Source organism: Chryseobacterium sp. GW821-FHT04C04 (assembly GCF_059420365.1).
The window spans coordinates 87,015-104,934 of record NZ_JBWKTO010000006.1; the positions used below are offsets into that span (position 1 = coordinate 87,015).

Here is a 17,920-nt window from a genome sequence, read left to right on the forward strand (position 1 = left end):
AAGAACATTTCAATAAAAAACATTGTTTTATAGAGTTTTAGATCTAAAATAAAAACGCCATGATCGCAAAAAATTTGTAGCTTATTAGTCTGACGATCGCAAAGGCACTTCGTTCAGCAGAGAAATCTGTCTTTGCTAAGTAAACACCTTTGCGATCGAAAAATAAACAGATCTTAATAACCACATTGTGACCTCAGCGTTTAAACAATAAAAAAACGGATCCAAAAATTGAATCCGTTTTCTTTATATTGTATTATTCTGAAATTAAATCTTGGTCAGTTTAGCATATTTCAGGATCAGGTTTTTCTCTCCTTCATGGATGAAAATAACCTTCGCTTTGATATTCTGAGGATCTGTTCCGTCCAGAAAACTTACTTCTCCTATTCCGAAACGGTCGTGTCTTACTTTATCTCCCACTTCAATATCCTGGGACGAAGCTCCGCTTGGATTGATAATTTTTGCGGTGCTTACCGGCTTCAGTTTTCTTACCTCCTGTGCCGGTTTTGACATATCTCCTTTATCAATTGTCTTTTTCTCAACCTTTTTAAAAGATTTCATTTCAGAAGGATGTTCATCAAAAATATTAGATTTCACTCCTGCATTATTGATAAATCTTTTTTCCAAAGCCGGATTAAGAAATTCAATGTATTCATCATCAATTTCACTTAAGAATCTTGAAGGCTCCGCATCCGTGATTTTTCCCCATTGGAAACGGGAAACAGCATACGAGAAAAACACCTGTTTTTCAGCTCTTGTAAGTGCTACATAAAATAGTCTTCTCTCCTCTTCCAAATCTTCTCTGGTTGCAGAACTCATAAAGCTTGGGAAAAGATTTTCTTCAAGTCCTACCAAATGAACTACCGGGAATTCCAATCCTTTTGAAAGGTGAATCGTCATCAATGAAACCATATCATCTTCCAGATTCTTATCCTGGGTATCTGCAGAAAGCGCAATGTTTTCAAGGAAGTTAGAAAGGCTTGGATCTCCATCTTCCAGCTGTATCTGCTCCTCAATGAATCCCTGCATAGAGTTCATCAATTCCTGAACGTTTTCTACTCTGGAAATTCCTTCCGGAGTCTGGTCATCTTTCAAGAATTTGATTAAACCACTTCGTTTTGCCACTTCCATAGCAACACTATAAGCAGTCTCTGTTTTCAGCAATACCTGGAAAGCTTTTATCATGGACCAAAAGTCATTCAGCTTGTTTAAAACTCCATTGTTCAAACCTAATTGCGGTGAATACATCGGAAGATTATCCAAAACTTTTGAAACCGCAATATTATGAGCATCTGCAAAAACGATCAGCTTGTTCTGTGTGGTCTCTCCAATTCCCCTTGCAGGATAATTGATAATTCTCATCAACGCTTCAGAATCATTTTCATTGATCAGAAGACGCAGGTATCCAATAAGGTCTTTCACCTCCTTTCTTTGGTAGAAAGAAAGTCCTCCATACACTTTATATGGAATATTTTTACGTCTCAGTGCATCTTCAAATGCACGGGTCTGAGAATTGGTTCTGTATAGAATAGCAAAATCGCTGTACTTCCTTTGGTCTCGGTTGCGAAGTTCCCAGATATTTCCGGCCACGAAATTCGCTTCATCCGCATCGGAAAGAGACCTGTATATTTTGATCTTATCCCCTTCTTCATTATCACTGAACACGTTTTTCTTAAACTGCTGCAGGTTTTTTGCAATCACAACATTAGCCGCATTTACGATATTCTGTGTAGAACGGTAATTCTGCTCCAGCGATACCGTTTTAGCATCCGTATAATCTTTTTTAAAGTTTAAGATATTGTAGATATTCGCACCACGGAAAGAATAGATGGACTGTGCATCATCTCCCACCACACAGATATTTTCAAATTTTGAAGCCAGTGCTTTTACAATAAGATACTGTGAGTGGTTTGTATCCTGGTACTCATCTACCATGATGTATCTGAATCTATCCTGATATTTTGCCAGCACTTCCGGAAAACGAGTAAGCAGCTCATTCGTTTTCAATAACAGGTCATCAAAATCCATAGATCCGTTTCTGAAACACTGATCAACATATCGCTGGTAAATCTGACCGATGAATTTCATATTTGCCTTTTCATCAGCCTCCATCAGTTCGGGATTGTTGAAATAGGCCTTTACCGTAATCAGGTTGTTTTTATAATTTGAAATTCTTGCCTGAACTTTCTTTGGTTTATAAAGATCTGCGTCAATATTCATATCCTTCAGCACTTTTTTGATCACGTTCAGGGAATCCTGCTGATCATAAATGGTAAAATTGGAAGGATATCCAAGATAATGCGCTTCAATTCTTAAAATTCTTGCAAAAACCGAGTGAAAAGTTCCCATCCAAAGGCTTCTTGCATTACTGTCTCCTACTACTTTTGCGATACGGTCTTTCATTTCACGTGCCGCTTTATTGGTAAAGGTAAGAGCCAGGATATTGAAAGGGTCTATTCCATTGTGTATTAAATGGGCAATACGCATGGTAAGTACACGCGTTTTCCCGGAACCAGCTCCTGCAAGCACCATCAAAGGTCCTTGTAAAGAAGTAACGGCTTCATATTGTGATTCATTGAGTCCTTTCAAATAATCCATACAGCAAAAAAATTTTGGGAACACAAAATTAATGTATTCAGAGGAGAATTCAAACTTTCATATAGAAGTTAGATTATTAGAGGTTAGAATTTAGAGACTAGCAGGCCGTTGGTTTGAAAAAAGGGTTTGTAATTGAATTGGTGAAATAATGAAGCGGTAACAAAAATATATTTTTTATAGATGGGTTCTGGTTTTCGATTTCTTATGATATATTTTATAAAGATCTGTAACAATTAATTCACTTTTTATACTAATTGGTAAACAATTTCTAAATTTTATGAAAAAGCGACTTCTTTCTGCTGCTGCCGTAGCTTTCTTCGGGCTAATGCTGAATGCACAGCAAATCAAATTCGAAGAATATGACCTTCCCAATGGTCTTCACGTAATTCTTCATCAGGATAATTCGGCACCGGTTGTCACGACAGGTGTAATGTACCACGTAGGTGCAAAAGATGAAGTAAAAGGCAGAACAGGTTTTGCTCACTTCTTTGAACACCTTTTATTCGAAGGAACTCCTAACATTAAAAGAGGAGACTGGTTCAAAATCGTTTCTTCAAACGGGGGAGAGAACAACGCCAACACGACCAATGACAGAACGTATTACTACGAAACATTCCCTTCCAACAACGAACAGCTTGGACTTTGGATGGAAGCGGAAAGAATGCGTCACGCAGTTATCAACCAAATTGGAGTGGATACACAGAGAGAGGTTGTAAAAGAAGAAAAAAGATTGAGAATGGATAACCAGCCTTATGGAAATCTTTTCACAACAATTCAGAAAAATTTATTTACCAATCACCCATACAACTGGCCAACAATTGGTTCTATGGAAGATTTAAATTCTGCTAAGCTAGAAGAATTCCAGGCGTTCTACAAAAAGTATTACGTTCCGAATAATGCTACTTTGGTAGTGGCAGGAGACATCAAGCCTGAGCAGACTAAAAAATGGATCGAAACCTATTACGGAGGAATTCCAAAAGGAACAATTTACCCGAAAGATTTCCCGAAAGAAACTCCTATTACTCAGGAGAAAGAAGTTACTGCTACTGACCCGAACATTCAGCTTCCAGCTTATATCTTTGCCTACAGAACCCCTGCTAACAAAGAAAAAGATGCTTATGTTTTAGATATGCTTTCTTCTTATTTAAGTAATGGTAAATCTTCAGTTTTATATAAAAAATTAGTTGACCAGGAAAAGAAAGCGCTTCAGGTAGGAGCCTTCAATCAGGGTCTTGAAGACTACAGTATTTTCGCATTCTATGCGATTCCGATGGGACAGACTACGAAACAGATTTTACAGGCTGACATTGATGCTGAAATCAAAAAGGTACAGACTACTTTAATCTCTGAAGAAGATTATCAGAAGCTTCAAAACCAGTACGAAAACCAGTTTGTAAACGCCAACTCCAGTATTCAGGGAATTGCTGCTTCATTGGCAACCAACCATGTATTGATGGGTAACACGAATTTGATCAATAAAGAAATCGACATTTACAGAGGGGTCACAAGACAGGATCTTCAAAATGCGGCTAAAAAGTATCTTAATTCTAACCAAAGAATAATCATTAATTACGTACCTGAAAAAAAGTAATCATTTCAACTTCTCAGGTTAAACTATGATTATTTAAAATTAAATTTTTACAAATGAAAAAGCAATTAACATATATAGCTGCAGCGTTTTTCTTTACAGGAATGGTTTCAGCACAAAAAATAGATCTTAATGCAATGCCGAAACCGGGACCTACTCCTGCGATCAACATTGCCAAGCCAAAAACTTTCCAGCTAAGCAACGGTCTTACGGTAATGGTGGTGGAAAATAACAAACTGCCAAGAGTAAGCGCAAGCCTTTCTATGGACAGACCTCCGTACAATGAAGGAAGTGTAACCGGAGTAAGCCAAATTATGGCTGAACAGTTCGAAAACGGAACAACAAACATCAGCAAAGATGACTTCAACAAAAAAGTAGATTATCTTGGTGCTAATCTTAATTTCTCTTCTAATGGAGCTTCTGCCAACTCACTTTCAAAATATTTCCCTGAAGTATTAGGTTTGATGGCTGATGCGATCATTAATCCTAAATTCTCCGCTGAAGAAATTCAAAACTCTAAAGAAAGAGCGGTGGAAGGATTAAAGTCTGAAGAGAAAAATGCATCTTCTATTGCTGGAAGAGTTTCTTCTGCTTTGATGTATGGAAAAAATACGTCAAGAGGTGAATTTGAAACGGTTGAATCTATCAACAAAATTCAGTTAGCTGACGTACAAAATACCTATAAAAAATACTACGCTCCGGATAATGCTTACTTAGTAATCGTTGGAGACGTAAAATTTGACCAGGTAAAATCTTTGATCGAGAAATCTTTCAACGGTTGGAAAAAAGCCAATACTCCTGTTGCACAGTTAGAACCGGCTTCTAATGTTGCTAAAACAGAGATCAATGTAGTGGATGTTCCTTCTGCAGTACAGTCTGTTGTTTCATTAAACAACCTGAACAACCTGAAGATGAAGGATGCCAACTATTTCCCTGCAACAATCGCTAACTACATTCTTGGTGGTGGTGGTGAAGCAAGGCTTTTCATGAACCTTCGTGAGAAGAACGGATTTACTTACGGTGCGTATTCTAGTATGGTTGCCAGCAAGTATTCTCCACAATTCTCTGCAAGTGCGAGTGTAAGAAATGAAGTTACAGACAAAGCTGTTAAAGAATTCATGAATGAACTTAACGCTATTTCTACTGTAAAACCGGAAGAGTTGGAAAATGCTAAAGCTAAACTGAAAGGCTCTTTCATCATGTCTTTGGAGCAGCCAGCTACTATCGCAAGATTTGCTTTAAACCAAAAAGTTCAGGACTTACCTGCTGACTTCTATACCAATTACTTAAAATCTATTGATAAAGTAACTGCTGCAGACGTATCAAATGCTGTAAAAACTACAATTTTACCCAACCAAAGCAGAATTTTCATCGCGGGTAAAGCGTCTGATATTTCTGAAGGATTGGAGAAACTTGGATATCCTGTAAAATATTTCGATAAGGAAGCAAATCCGGTAACTAAACCTGCTGTACAGAAAGTAGATGCAAACGTTACCGTTGGATCTGTTGCAGATAAATATATCAACGCGATCGGAGGAAAAGCTAATCTGGCAAAAATTACTTCTTACACAACAAATGCTTCAATGTCTATGCAAGGGCAGAATATAGATTTTAAAATCGTTAAAGCACAAGGTGGAAAGGAGCTGACAATGGTAACAGCAATGGGACAGGTTGTTCAGAAGCAGGTATTCGACGGAAAAACCGGTTATTCCATGCAAATGGGACAAAAAGTTGATATCACGCCAGAAGAAATTGCTGAAAAACAAAAGAATCCGGAACTTTTCGAAGAATTAGGTTTTGCAAAATCTGCTGATTATAAATTAGGGGGAATTGAGAAAATCGCTGGTGAAGATTCATATGCAATCAAAGGTGGAGATACTACATATTACTATAGTGTTGCAACAGGATTAAAAACCGGAGAAACAAAAAAAATAAAAGCTAAAGGTCAGGAGATAATAATTCCTACAACATTCTCTAACTACAAAGATGTAGAAGGAGTAAAAATGCCTTACACAATCTCTGTAAGCCAAATGGGAATGGACATGACGATGACTGTAAAGTCTTATGAGATCAATAAGGCTACTGATGCTGATTTTAAATAATAACATCCTATTTTTATAGAAAAAACGGCAACAATTGTTGCCGTTTCTATTTTTATCAACATTTGGCGACATCTTTCTTTGTCATTCAGTAAAAAAAGATTAAATTTGCCCATTCAAAAAGATATCAAATTAATGGATACTATATTTACACTATTGATGGTTCTTGTTATGGTTGCCAGTGTTTTATTGGTAATTATCGTTATGGCACAAAATCCAAAAGGAGGAGGCCTTTCCAGTACATTCGGAGGTGCATCATCTGCACAATTTGGAGTACAAAGAACCAATGATTTCATGGAAAAAGCAACATGGACTCTGGGCGGAACTATCATCGTTCTTATCCTTTTAAGCGTTGTTATTACAGGTAAGCCGTCTCAGGTAGCCCCTAATCAGCCAGCGAAGAAAGAAGCTCCTGCAAAACAGTCTGCTCCTGCTTCTTCTACAACAACTCCGGCTAAAGCTCCTGTGGCACCGGCAAAATAAGAAGAATACAATCATACATAAAACAAAAGCAACTCAAAATTGAGTTGCTTTTTTATTTTAACTTGATCTTTTCTATCTGATGCCGAAGCTTTAATCCTGCTTTTAAAAATGAATACTGCACAGGCTTCGATTCTTTATAATATTTATCAATAAAGATCTGCATAGCGCCGTAGAATCTCTTAAAATATACTTCATCTTTGATCGTACTTTCTCCCTTGTGATGAAGAATGGAAACTTTTCCATAATAAAAGTTCTTATACCCGTTTCTTAAAAAAGTATAGCAAAGATCAATATCTTCACCATACATAAAGTAAGCTTCATCCAGACCTCCTATTTTTTCGTAAACCTCTCTTTTAGCCAATAAGAATGCTCCTGTGATCACTTCTATTTCAGCAACAGCATCTTCTTCAATATCATTTCTGTAATAAGTTTTTGAATTGTTCTTTTTAAAATTGGTAAACAGCTTTTCAAAAGAATTAAACATATCTGGTACCGAGCGTTTACTTTCAGGCAGAAAATGCCCTTCCGCATCATGCATTCTTACTCCCAGACACCCGAAAGAAGGCTGCGAATCTGCAAAGTCCAGAAGTTCTTTCATATAAAACCCTTCTAATTCCGTATCAGGATTCAAAAGCAGGATATATTCTCCTTTTGCAGTTTGAACCGCCTGGTTATTCGCTTTTGAAAACCCTCCGTTCGTTTCAGAAGATATAAAATGTACACTTGGAAACTCGGAAATAAGGTTTTTCCATGAGTTGTCTGTAGAAGCATTATCAATAACAACCACTTCATATTCTACTCCTTGTATATACTTCTGAAGAGACAAGAGACAGCTTCTGAGCAATCGGGCAACATTATAATTAACAATAATAACGGACAGCTTCATATTAATCCTTTTCGTTGTATGGAAGCCTGTTGATAATAGATCTTCCTAAAGAAATTTCATCCGCATACTCCAATTCATCTCCTACTGAAATTCCTCTTGCAATGCTTGAAAAATTCACATTAAATCTTTTAAATTTCTTGTAAATATAATAAGCTGTAGTATCCCCTTCCATGGTGGCGCTCAAGGCAAAAATAAATTCTTTCACCTTACCGTCATTCAGTTTCTTTTCAATGCTTGGAATATTCAGCTGGCTGGGTCCTACCCCTTCCATTGGAGAGATTTTCCCGCCAAGGATTAGATATTTCCCTGTATATTTCCCTGTATTTTCAATCGCAATTACATCCCGTACATCTTCAACAATACAGATCAATTCACCATTTCTCTTTTCATTGCTGCATATTTCACAGATATCAAAATCTGAAAAATTATGACATTCTTTACAATATTTTATTTCGTTGACAAGATTAATCACGGAATTTCCAAGACTTACGGCTCTGGAATTGGGCTGCTTCAACAAATGTAATGCTAATCTTAAAGCCGTTTTTCTTCCAATCCCAGGTAATCCCGAAATCTCATCTACCGCCTTTGCCAACACTTTACTTGGGTAATCCATAGGTACAAAAATAAGGATTAAAGTTCAAAGTTGAAGAGTTAGATGAAAGTGAATAGTCAATGGTCAATTCGCCGTGTTTCTGAATTTTCATACAGCTATCATTCACTATTGACTTTGCAAAGCAAAAATTGACTATTGAAATACAAGTCCAACATTGTCTCAAAACGATATTTTAAATTTTCCCAATACCCATAAACTCTAAAAAAACCTTTATATTTGCGGCTTAAATTAATATGAAAAAAACAAACTAACATGGTACTTAACAATCTTAATTATCCTCTGGATTTCAAATTCAAAATCACTACTTTAGCAAGTGACTTCAACATTACTGACAAAAACGGGAATTATGTAGCGTATGTTCGTCAGAAAATGTTCAAGTTAAAAGAAGATGTTATCGTTTTCAATGATGAGAGCAAGTCTAAAGAACTTTTCAGAATCAGAGCAAATAAATGGATTGATTTCAATGCATCCTATTCTTTGAATGACATTGTTGATAATAAAAACTTCGGTAGATTGGCAAGAAAAGGAATGCGTTCTATCTGGAAAGCAAGTTATGATATTCTGGATGCCAAAGACCAGCCTAAGTTTAAAGTTCAGGAAGACAGTGCATGGGTCAGATTCTGGGACAGCTTTGTAGGAGAACTTCCTATCATTGGAATGTTCACGGGATATTTCCTTAATCCTTCTTATACTGTAACAGGTATTGACGGAAAGGCTTATTTTAAACTGAAAAAAATGCCTTCATTCTTTGGAAGAAGATTCCAGCTGGACAGATTGATCGATATTGATGACGAGGAGGAAAGCTTGGTAATCCTTTCTTTATTAATGATGACACTTCTTGAAAGAGCAAGAGGGTAATAAATAATAAAACCACAAACACATGAAATATTTAATCATTGTATTTTCCGCATTTCTACTGGTAGCCTGCAAAAAGGAAAAAGAAACCGTTTCAGGTTCTGCTCCTGCTGATTCTTTACATATTGCTAAAGACTCTGCTTCAACTGGATCTTCATCAGGAAATATTCTGGTGGGAACGATTCCTTTTCCGAAAGAGATCAAAGAATGTTCATGCTATTTTGCTATAAGCAAAGCTGATTTTGAAAATGAAAGATACATCTATGCTGATGATGCCGGAAAAACAGCTTATATGATGCTGGACGGCAAAAGACTGGCTCTTAATCTTATCTCATCAAGTGATATGGAAGTAGATGAACTGCTTACCAAGGAAATAGAAAACGATGATTATAAAATTTCTGTAAAAGGTAAAAAAATAAAAGGCGAAGAAGCTTTACTGTTTGAAGGAACTCTGACAATTGAGAAACCTGATGGCACTACATTCACTACTCCCATCTATGGAGAATGTGGATGTTAATAAAAGCGAAATCATACAAAAATGCTTCTGTACCTCACGGAAGCATTTTTTATTTCGTAAATTTGAGAAAAATAAAATTCAATGGAATTATCTAATATAGAACCGCAGATTATATGGAAAAATTTCTCCAAATTAAATGCTGTTCCAAGACCTTCAAAAAAGGAGGAAAAAGTAATAGCTTTTATCAAAGGATTTGGTGAAAATTTAGGACTGGAAACTACGGTAGATGAAGTAGGAAACGTTATTATTAAAAAACCTGCTACTGCAGGAATGGAAAACCGTAAATCGATTGTGCTTCAATCGCACCTTGATATGGTTTGCCAGAAAAACAATGATGTTAATTTTGATTTTGAAACGGAAGGAATCAAAATGGAGATTGATGGGGACTGGGTAAAGGCAAAAGGAACTACTTTAGGGGCCGACAATGGCTTGGGAGTAGCTACTATCATGTCTATCCTTGAAAGCTCAGATATTCCTCATCCTGCATTGGAAGCTCTTTTCACGATTGATGAGGAGACAGGAATGACGGGTGCTTTAGGATTAAAACCAGGTCAATTGGCAGGACAAATTCTATTGAATCTTGATACGGAAGAAGATGACGAGATCGATATCGGTTGTGCAGGAGGAGTTGATGTAACGATTACTCAAAGTTATCCAACTGAAGCATCAAAAGGACAAATTGTAAAGATCACTGTAAATGGTCTTCAGGGAGGACATTCCGGAATGGATATTCACAAAGGGTTCGGAAACTCAAATATTATTTTGGGAAGACTTCTTTATAAAGGGTTGGAGAAACAAAATATAGAATTGATCTCTATCGACAGCGGTGGATTGAGAAATGCAATTCCAAGAGAAGGTGCTGCGATTATTTCGGTAAGAAATGCGCAGGAATTTATGGAAGAAGCAACCGCTCTTAAAAAGGATATTTTGGAAGAATTTGCTTCTGTAGAACCGGGACTTCAGATCAATATTGAGAACTCTACGTCTTCTGACAAAGCTACTTCTGAAGCAGATTCTAAAAAGATCATCCTTACTTTAAAATCTCTTCACAACGGAGTATACAGAATGAGCCCGGATGTGGCAGATCTTGTAGAAGCTTCCAATAATGTAGCAAGAGTAGAACTAAAAGGTGGAGAGCTTAAGATTTTAAATCTTACGAGATCTTCTGTAGATTCTTCTAAATATTCGGTAGCTGAACAATTGAAATCTGTAGCAGAACTGGCTGGAATGAATGTTGAATTCAGCGGTTCATATCCAGGATGGAAACCAAAACCAGGTTCAGAGATTGTACAATTGATGGAGAAGCTTTACACTGAGAAGTTCAATGAAAAACCTCATGTAGTAGCTTGTCACGCTGGTCTTGAGTGCGGTATCATCGGTGCCAACTATCCAGAAATGGAGATGGTAAGCTTTGGACCAACGATCAGAGGAGCACACTCACCTGACGAAAGAGCCAATATTCCTTCAGCACAAAAATTCTGGAGTTTCCTGAAAGATATTTTAGCGAATATTCCTCAGAAATAGAACATTAAAATTACTATATTGAATATCCAAAGTCTTATGATTTTGGATATTTTTAATTTTTAAATATGATGAAAAGAATATTATCCCTAGTTTTTCTCATAATATCATTTTTATATGTAAAGGCTCAAAATTTAGAGTTTAGAGTTTATTCTTGTGAAACGACGAGCTTAGTGATAATAAAAAATGGAAAGTTGCATTTTTTGAATACACTTCTAGAACATGTTGAATATGAATCAGAAATTTCAAAAGATGACTTAACCATATTAAATAATAAAATTAGAGATATAGCTAATAAAAAAGGTGATGAAGTATGGCTAAACCATTGTATAGATGACGGAACAAATTTAAAATTCAAAATCATTGATAATAATGTTCTTGTTAAAAAGGTTTTTGTAGGAAATTATATGGATCGACGACTAAATAAAATTATCTTAATTATTGATAAGTATTTACAAAAAATCAACTCCAATAAATTTATAGCAACATTTAGCTATGGCTCTGATGATGAAAAATACATCAAAACTAAAATTGCTAATCAAAATTCATGTCCAATGATAGCACCAAAAAAATATAAAAAAGCAATGTTAAATAATTGGTGTGAGTTTTAAAAAATACATAGATAATGAATATATTAAAAACAATGAAAAGTATCACCGTATTCTGCGGCTCAAGTTTCGGCTCGCATGACATTTACAAAGAACAGGCATTTCTGCTTGGACAAACCTTAGCAAAACAAGATATACAACTCGTTTATGGCGGTTCGGAAACCGGCTTAATGGGAACAGTAGCCAATGGGGCTTTAAGTGAAAATGGTAAGGTAATCGGAGTCCTGCCCCAGTTTTTACAAACCAAAGAAATTGCCCACAAAAATCTGACAGAGCTCATCATCGTGGAAACAATGCATGAAAGAAAGACCAAAATGAATGAACTCTGCGACGGAGTCATCGTTCTGCCAGGCGGTTATGGAACACTGGAAGAACTCTTCGAGATGATCACCTGGGCACAACTTGGGCTTCACAAAAAGCCAATCGGAATTTTGAATATTGACGGTTTTTATGATGATCTGATCAAACTGATTCAAACCATGGTAGATAAAGAATTCTTAAAGCAGGTCAACAAAGATATGCTTCTAATCAGTGATACTATTGAAGAGCTGCTGGAAAAGATGAGAAACTATCAGGCTCCTACAGTTTGGAAAGTGATTTCTAAAGACGAAGTATAAAAACAAAACCCGTCCGAAAATTCGGACGGGTTTCTTATTAAGATTAAAAAATATTTTCTAAGGATAAGGAGCAATTACCACTTCGAGCCCTTCCATGGCATCGGCAATATGTAACTGACATCCCAATCTGCTGTTCTCTTTCACATGGAAAGCTTCAGCAAGCATGGCATCTTCTTCATCTCCCATTGTTTCCAAACCGGGATCATTGATTACATATACCTGGCATGAAGCACACATCGCCATTCCTCCGCATACACCAATAGTACCTTCTTCTGCCAATTCATAAGCACGGATAATTTCCATTAGATTCATGGACATATCCGTAGGAGCTACGACATCGTGGGTTACACCTTCTCTGTCGGTGATTTTAATATTAACATCTGACATAATTCTGCAAAACTAGTCAATTTTTTTCACAACTGCTTTCTCTGCTTCTTTACGGCTTCCGTCAAATCCGTCTACACCACTTACGGTTGTATATTTTAAAACGAATTTTTTACCTGGATTTAATCTGTTGTACACACTCTGACACATCAAAGTAGCTTCGTGGAAACCACAAAGGATCAACTTCAATTTTCCAGGATACGTATTGATATCTCCAATGGCGTAGATTCCGTCAATGTTTGTCTGATAATCAAGAGCATTGTTTACAACAATTGCATTTTTCTCAATATTCAATCCCCAGTTTCCGATCTCACCCAATTTTGGAGTCAACCCGAATAAAGGAATAAAATAATCTGTTTCAATATCGTAAGCATCCTGCCCGTCAACCTGTACTGTGATAGCTTCAACCTTTCCGTCACCTTTAACACCAGTAACTTCAGCAGGAGTAATTAATTTAATTTTCCCCTGGTTTTTAAGATCCTGAACTTTCTCTACAGAATCCAAAGCTCCACGGAACTCATTTCTTCTGTGAATCAATGTCACTTCACTCGCAACATTGGAAAGGAAAACACTCCAGTCCAAAGCAGAATCTCCCCCTCCGGCGATCACTACTTTTTTGTTTCTGAAATGCTCAGGCTCTTTAACGAAATATTCAAGACCTTTTTCTTCATAATCAGCAAGATTATCGAAAGCAGGTTTTCTAGGTTCAAATGTCCCTAATCCACCAGCGATTGCAATTGCTTTACATCTGTGAACCGTTCCTTTGTTAGTGATCACTTCAAACCACTCATCATCTACCTTTGTATAAGAAACAGCGGTCTCACCTAAAGTAAATCCTGGCTGAAACTGCTTGATCTGCTCCATCAAATTATCCACCAATTCTCCAGCATTCACTGAAGGATAACCTGGGATATCGAAAATAGGTTTTTTAGGATAAAGTTCCGCCAACTGCCCTCCCGGTTGTGGAAGCGCATCAATAATATGGCACTTCATTTTTAATAAACCAGCTTCAAAAACTGCAAAAAGTCCTGTAGGTCCCGCACCTATGATCAATATATCAGTGGTTATCATAATCTTTAAGATAATTTAATTATACATGTAGCTGCAAATTTACTAATTTTAATGCGAAGCATATTTAATTGATTCTAAATAAAAACCTGAGATTTGTCAAATATCTATCAATTAAGATTTTAAATTTGGCAACGTTTTTGTAAATGTCTTGTTATGAAGAAAATTTTAAACCTTTTTGCAGTACTTATATTCTTTTTAGGTTCGGCCCAGATTGATAACATCGCAGACGGCGAATCTATCACTCTTAGAATTCACTACGGTTTCCTTAATGCAGGAACTGCGAACCTTACGACAAAGCAAACCAACTACAAAGGGGTACCCCATCTCTATGTGAAAGGGACAGGGCAGACTACAGGTGCTGTAAAAGCTTTCTTCAAAGTGGAAGATTTATATGAAAGTTTTATCAATACACAGACAGGGTTACCAAGCTTTTATGTCAGAAATGTACGTGAAGGAAGCTATCGCCAGCATTTTGAAACGGTTTTCAATCACGATAATAATACGTTGATTTTAACGGATAAAAAGACACCTGCCAATGGTTCTAAGGTTTTAAAATCTATAAAAGGAGTTCAGGATATGCTTTCCTGTTTTTACTATTTAAGAAGTAAAAGCCCGGATGAATTGAAAGTGGGAACTATCATCAATATGAATGTATGGATTGATGACGAAATGTTTCCTTTTCAGCTAAAGGTGACAGGGACAGAAAATTTAAAGACAAAATTCGGTACCATCAATTGTTTAAAAATTATTCCATCTGTAAAAAGCGGAAGGGTATTTAAAGAAAAAGAAGGGGTAACGATGTGGGTTTCCAACGATGCCAATCACGTTCCTATGCTGTTGAAAGCTGAACTGGCAGTAGGTTCATTAAAAGCTAGTATTGATGATTATAAAAATGTAAAATATCCTTTAAAGTTTAGCAAATAAAGAATATTTTTTAAAATTAAAGCCTGTAAATAATTTTACAGGCTTTTTTCATGTTCAATGTAATAGAATGTTAATATTGATTGTCTTAATGATAGAGGCAGACAAAAGAGCTGCAGCATGTCAATACTTCGTTGAGGTATCTAACAGATTCGAAACCGAAGTATGGGCATAAGAAACAGACACGTGTAAATTTTTCAATAAAGATCAGTTTTTAGTTACGTTTTGTTTCTTAGGTCAGTAATTAAAAACAAAAACCTCCGGAGCTCCGGAGGTTTGATTTTTTATAGTGTTTTGAACTGTTCCAGTGTTCTGATATCATTTTCGAAGAACATTCTGATGTCACTCATCTGGTAAAGAAGCATCGTGATTCTTTCAATACCCATTCCGAATGCATATCCTGAATATTTCTCAGAATCAATATTCACATTTTTCAGTACGGCAGGATCTACCATTCCGCATCCCATGATCTCCAGCCATCCTGTTCCTTTCGTGATTCTATAATCTGTTTCAGAGTTCAATCCCCAATACACATCAATTTCAGCACTTGGCTCAGTGAACGGGAAGAATGAAGGTCTCATTCTGATTTTAGATTTTCCGAAAAGTTCAGTCGTAAAGAACTGAATCGTTTGCTTTAAGTCTGCAAAGCTTACATTCTCATCAATATACAATCCCTCAATCTGATGGAAAATACAATGAGAACGTGAAGAGATCGCTTCATTTCTGAAAACTCTTCCCGGAGATAAAATCCTGATTGGCGGCTGGTTTTCTTCCATATAACGGGTTTGTACGGAAGAAGTATGCGTTCTTAGAAGAATATCAGGATTCTGCTCAATAAAGAACGTATCCTGCATATCTCTTGCCGGGTGATATTCCGGAAGGTTAAGCGCCGTAAAGTTATGCCAGTCATCTTCAATCTCAGGACCGTCTGCTACTGCAAAGCCAATCGATTTGAAGATTTCGATAATTCTGTTTTTAACAAGATTGATCGGATGTCTTGAGCCCAAATCCAATGGAAAAGCAGGTCTTGTAAGATCTTCTTTTTCTACCACAACAGAAGATTCAGAAGAACTTTTCAAGTCTTCCAATTTTACAGCAACTGCTTGTTTTAAAGTATTGATCTTCTGTCCGAATTCTTTCTTCTGGTCGTTAGGAACTTCTTTAAATTTTTCAAAAAAATCATTCAGAACCCCTTTTTTACCGTTGTACTTGATTCGGAAGTTTTCGATATCTTCCTTAGAGCTAGCATTGAAGCCGTTTACTTCGATCAGTAGTTCTTCTATCTTTTCTATCATTATTTTACCCTTTCAAAATGTTTTGCAAAAATACGACTTTTAAGTTTAAAAATAAGTCCGTTATAAAAAAATCTGCCTCTTTTTCGGGAGGCAGACTTCAATCACTTATTTCACTTAAATAAAAAAATTATTTCTTTTCTAAAGCTTTAACGCTGATCTGAAGAGTTACCTCGTCTTTAATTACACCGTTTTCAGCAGGAGCCTGGAACTTCACCCCAAACTCTTCTCTCTTGATATCTTTCGGTTCAGTAGCTACACTCACCTCTCCATCCTTCACAGAAACATTAGCCTTAAACTGAACGGGTTTTGTAATTCCTTTAATGGTTAAATTACCTTCTAAAAGAGTATTATAATCTCCTTCCGTAGCCGGAGTTACTTTTGTAATTTCATAAGAAGCTGTCGGGAATTTTTCAACTTCAAAGAAATCCCCGCTCTTAAGGTGACCATTTAATTTCCCTAAATCTTCCGGGCTGTCTTTCAAGTCCACAGAAGTTAATGAGTTCATATCAGCAACGAATTTTCCGCTTTCGAGTTTTCCGTCTTTCACCGTCACATCTCCACTTTCAAACTTGATTGTTCCAAAATGGCTCGTATTTTCAGATTTAAATACTTTATATCCCTTCCATTCAACCTTACTGTTTAACGTATCCAAAGTGAACTGGCTACCTTCTTTGGTAGTCGCCACCTCATTACTTTCACTAGTAAGCGGTTTATCTTTTTTACAAGAAACCATTACAGCAGCAATAAATAACGCAGGAATCGCTAACGAAAACAGTTTTTTTCTCATTTTTGATTTATTTTTATTAGTTCCGCTAATATAATAAAAAAAATTATGTTTTCATAAAAACCTTACATTTGTAATATGCTATTAGAAATAAACAATTTATTTTTCTCTCACACCAAAGAAACCCCCCTGTTTCAGAACCTTAACCTAAGGTTTGAAGAAAACAGAATTATAGCACTTGCGGGAGAAAGCGGATGCGGAAAATCTACTCTTCTCAACCTTATTTATGGTCTTCTTGACTGGGAAAGCGGAGAAATTATTTTTAACGGAACACGGCTTTTGGGACCGAAAGGAAACCTCGTTCCCGGAGAAGCAGAAATGAAATTCGTAGCACAGAATTTTGACCTTATGCCTTACGCTACCGTTGCCGAAAATGTAGGGAAATTTATTTCAAATATCAATTTAAAACAAAAGAAAGAAACCGTAACGGAACTTCTAGAGGTAGTAGGACTTCAGGAATTTACCAATGTACTTCCCAAATATTTAAGCGGCGGGCAACAGCAAAGAGTGGCCATTGCCAGAGCCTTATCTGTGCTTCCAAAACTTCTGATTTTAGATGAACCTTTCAGCAATCTGGATTTTCCGAGAAAAATTGAACTCAGAGAACGGCTTTTCAGATATGTAAAGCAGCATGGCGTTTCTTTAATCATCTCTACTCACGAACTTCAGGATATTATGCCATGGCTGGATCAGATCGTCATTTTACAGGATGGAAGACTGATTCAAAATGACAGTCCGGAAGAAACTTACAGACGTCCTTACAACTCTTATGTTGCGAAATTATTCGGAGAAGTAAATATCTTCAGTGAAACTGAAGCTGAAAATTTCCAGCTTTCAAAATTCTCCTATTACCCTAAAGAAATAAAAATCACTGAAACCGGTCTCGAAGCCGAAGTCCTTGAAAGCCGATTTGCAGGAAACTATTATTGGAACAAAATTAAAGCAAGGAATAAAGAAATAGTGGTTTATACTGATGAAAAACTAGAGGGATTGATTACTATTTCTTTTATGTAAAGCAAAAGGCAAATTTATTTACCAGATGAGTCTTTATTTACAATTTTGCTTTTCAGTATACATCACATA

General features: G+C 36.4%; 17 protein-coding genes. 10 read left to right on the top strand and 7 right to left on the bottom strand.

Annotated elements, in window-relative coordinates; all coding sequences use genetic code 11:
• Nucleotides 1-264 precede the first annotated feature (264 nt).
• Nucleotides 265-2,595 carry an ATP-dependent helicase gene (locus AC07UM_RS19905; protein ID WP_494684338.1) on the bottom strand — a complete coding sequence of 777 codons (2,331 nt, stop codon included), beginning with the start codon at nt 2,593-2,595 and terminating at the stop codon, nt 265-267.
• A gap of 277 nt (nt 2,596-2,872) precedes the next feature.
• Here AC07UM_RS19905 and AC07UM_RS19910 point away from each other — a divergent pair, with 277 nt between their 5' ends.
• The 3 genes from AC07UM_RS19910 to secG all read left to right on the top strand — a co-directional run bounded on the left by AC07UM_RS19910 (nt 2,873) and on the right by secG (nt 6,765).
• Complete coding sequence (locus tag AC07UM_RS19910; RefSeq protein WP_494684339.1) at nt 2,873-4,186, top strand: M16 family metallopeptidase; 1,314 nt, start codon at nt 2,873-2,875, stop codon at nt 4,184-4,186.
• Nucleotides 4,187-4,239: 53 nt separating this feature from the next.
• Nucleotides 4,240-6,285, top strand: a complete 2,046-nt coding sequence (locus AC07UM_RS19915; RefSeq protein WP_494684340.1) for a M16 family metallopeptidase — start codon at nt 4,240-4,242, stop codon at nt 6,283-6,285.
• Between the two features lie 132 nt (nt 6,286-6,417).
• Nucleotides 6,418-6,765 (top strand): preprotein translocase subunit SecG, encoded by a 348-nt coding sequence (secG, locus tag AC07UM_RS19920; RefSeq protein WP_494684341.1) that lies wholly within the window; start codon nt 6,418-6,420, stop codon nt 6,763-6,765.
• A 52-nt stretch (nt 6,766-6,817) separates the two neighbouring features.
• Here the strand turns inward: secG and AC07UM_RS19925 are convergent, their stop codons facing one another.
• On the bottom strand, nt 6,818-7,657 hold the full coding sequence (locus tag AC07UM_RS19925) for a glycosyltransferase family 2 protein (RefSeq protein ID WP_494684590.1): 840 nt from the start codon (nt 7,655-7,657) through the stop codon (nt 6,818-6,820).
• The gene (recR, locus tag AC07UM_RS19930) at nt 7,653-8,264 is read right to left on the bottom strand and encodes a recombination mediator RecR (RefSeq protein WP_494684342.1); all 612 of its coding nucleotides are present in this window, start codon (nt 8,262-8,264) and stop codon (nt 7,653-7,655) included. The genes AC07UM_RS19925 and recR overlap by 5 nt, the downstream gene beginning before the upstream one ends.
• 252 nt (nt 8,265-8,516) lie before the next feature.
• On the opposite strand from recR, the gene AC07UM_RS19935 reads away from it, so the two are divergent.
• The 5 genes from AC07UM_RS19935 to AC07UM_RS19955 all read left to right on the top strand — a co-directional run bounded on the left by AC07UM_RS19935 (nt 8,517) and on the right by AC07UM_RS19955 (nt 12,382).
• Nucleotides 8,517-9,122: an LURP-one-related/scramblase family protein gene (locus AC07UM_RS19935; protein WP_103234885.1), complete on the top strand. Its 606-nt coding sequence runs from the start codon at nt 8,517-8,519 to the stop codon at nt 9,120-9,122.
• Between the two features lie 22 nt (nt 9,123-9,144).
• Nucleotides 9,145-9,636, top strand: a complete 492-nt coding sequence (locus AC07UM_RS19940) for a hypothetical protein (RefSeq protein WP_494684343.1) — start codon at nt 9,145-9,147, stop codon at nt 9,634-9,636.
• A gap of 81 nt (nt 9,637-9,717) precedes the next feature.
• Nucleotides 9,718-11,160 (top strand): aminoacyl-histidine dipeptidase, encoded by a 1,443-nt coding sequence (locus tag AC07UM_RS19945; protein WP_494684344.1) that lies wholly within the window; start codon nt 9,718-9,720, stop codon nt 11,158-11,160.
• A 65-nt stretch (nt 11,161-11,225) separates the two neighbouring features.
• Entirely contained in the window at nt 11,226-11,768 is a 543-nt protein-coding gene (locus AC07UM_RS19950; RefSeq protein WP_494684345.1) for a hypothetical protein, read from the top strand.
• Nucleotides 11,769-11,800: 32 nt separating this feature from the next.
• Nucleotides 11,801-12,382: an LOG family protein gene (locus AC07UM_RS19955; RefSeq protein ID WP_494684591.1), complete on the top strand. Its 582-nt coding sequence runs from the start codon at nt 11,801-11,803 to the stop codon at nt 12,380-12,382.
• 57 nt (nt 12,383-12,439) lie between these two features.
• Here the strand turns inward: AC07UM_RS19955 and AC07UM_RS19960 are convergent, their stop codons facing one another.
• Both AC07UM_RS19960 and AC07UM_RS19965 read right to left on the bottom strand, forming a co-directional pair.
• Nucleotides 12,440-12,769, bottom strand: coding sequence for a 2Fe-2S iron-sulfur cluster-binding family protein (locus AC07UM_RS19960; RefSeq protein ID WP_494684346.1), 330 nt, complete (start codon nt 12,767-12,769; stop codon nt 12,440-12,442).
• Between the two features lie 12 nt (nt 12,770-12,781).
• On the bottom strand, nt 12,782-13,837 hold the full coding sequence (locus AC07UM_RS19965) for an NAD(P)/FAD-dependent oxidoreductase (RefSeq protein WP_109738698.1): 1,056 nt from the start codon (nt 13,835-13,837) through the stop codon (nt 12,782-12,784).
• A gap of 153 nt (nt 13,838-13,990) precedes the next feature.
• On the opposite strand from AC07UM_RS19965, the gene AC07UM_RS19970 reads away from it, so the two are divergent.
• On the top strand, nt 13,991-14,761 hold the full coding sequence (locus AC07UM_RS19970) for a DUF3108 domain-containing protein (RefSeq protein ID WP_494684347.1): 771 nt from the start codon (nt 13,991-13,993) through the stop codon (nt 14,759-14,761).
• Nucleotides 14,762-15,042: 281 nt separating this feature from the next.
• Here the strand turns inward: AC07UM_RS19970 and pheS are convergent, their stop codons facing one another.
• Together pheS and AC07UM_RS19980 are read right to left on the bottom strand one after the other, a co-directional pair.
• Nucleotides 15,043-16,053 (bottom strand): phenylalanine--tRNA ligase subunit alpha, encoded by a 1,011-nt coding sequence (gene pheS, locus AC07UM_RS19975; RefSeq protein ID WP_236851331.1) that lies wholly within the window; start codon nt 16,051-16,053, stop codon nt 15,043-15,045.
• Nucleotides 16,054-16,180: 127 nt separating this feature from the next.
• Nucleotides 16,181-16,840, bottom strand: a complete 660-nt coding sequence (locus AC07UM_RS19980) for a YceI family protein (protein WP_124530702.1) — start codon at nt 16,838-16,840, stop codon at nt 16,181-16,183.
• Nucleotides 16,841-16,915: 75 nt separating this feature from the next.
• Here AC07UM_RS19980 and AC07UM_RS19985 point away from each other — a divergent pair, with 75 nt between their 5' ends.
• Nucleotides 16,916-17,851: a sulfate/molybdate ABC transporter ATP-binding protein gene (locus AC07UM_RS19985; protein ID WP_494684348.1), complete on the top strand. Its 936-nt coding sequence runs from the start codon at nt 16,916-16,918 to the stop codon at nt 17,849-17,851.
• Nucleotides 17,852-17,920 lie beyond the last annotated feature (69 nt).

Coding starts and splice junctions, on each gene's coding strand:
- AC07UM_RS19970 (WP_494684347.1), top strand. CDS start 13,991: ATGAAGAAAATTTTAAACCTTTTTGCAGTACTTATATTCTTTTTAGGT.
- AC07UM_RS19960 (WP_494684346.1), bottom strand. CDS start 12,769: ATGTCAGATGTTAATATTAAAATCACCGACAGAGAAGGTGTAACCCAC.
- AC07UM_RS19950 (WP_494684345.1), top strand. CDS start 11,226: ATGATGAAAAGAATATTATCCCTAGTTTTTCTCATAATATCATTTTTA.
- AC07UM_RS19955 (WP_494684591.1), top strand. CDS start 11,801: ATGAAAAGTATCACCGTATTCTGCGGCTCAAGTTTCGGCTCGCATGAC.
- AC07UM_RS19980 (WP_124530702.1), bottom strand. CDS start 16,840: ATGAGAAAAAAACTGTTTTCGTTAGCGATTCCTGCGTTATTTATTGCT.
- AC07UM_RS19915 (WP_494684340.1), top strand. CDS start 4,240: ATGAAAAAGCAATTAACATATATAGCTGCAGCGTTTTTCTTTACAGGA.
- AC07UM_RS19965 (WP_109738698.1), bottom strand. CDS start 13,837: ATGATAACCACTGATATATTGATCATAGGTGCGGGACCTACAGGACTT.
- AC07UM_RS19910 (WP_494684339.1), top strand. CDS start 2,873: ATGAAAAAGCGACTTCTTTCTGCTGCTGCCGTAGCTTTCTTCGGGCTA.
- AC07UM_RS19945 (WP_494684344.1), top strand. CDS start 9,718: ATGGAATTATCTAATATAGAACCGCAGATTATATGGAAAAATTTCTCC.
- pheS (WP_236851331.1), bottom strand. CDS start 16,053: ATGATAGAAAAGATAGAAGAACTACTGATCGAAGTAAACGGCTTCAAT.
- secG (WP_494684341.1), top strand. CDS start 6,418: ATGGATACTATATTTACACTATTGATGGTTCTTGTTATGGTTGCCAGT.
- AC07UM_RS19985 (WP_494684348.1), top strand. CDS start 16,916: ATGCTATTAGAAATAAACAATTTATTTTTCTCTCACACCAAAGAAACC.
- AC07UM_RS19935 (WP_103234885.1), top strand. CDS start 8,517: ATGGTACTTAACAATCTTAATTATCCTCTGGATTTCAAATTCAAAATC.
- AC07UM_RS19940 (WP_494684343.1), top strand. CDS start 9,145: ATGAAATATTTAATCATTGTATTTTCCGCATTTCTACTGGTAGCCTGC.
- recR (WP_494684342.1), bottom strand. CDS start 8,264: ATGGATTACCCAAGTAAAGTGTTGGCAAAGGCGGTAGATGAGATTTCG.
- AC07UM_RS19905 (WP_494684338.1), bottom strand. CDS start 2,595: ATGGATTATTTGAAAGGACTCAATGAATCACAATATGAAGCCGTTACT.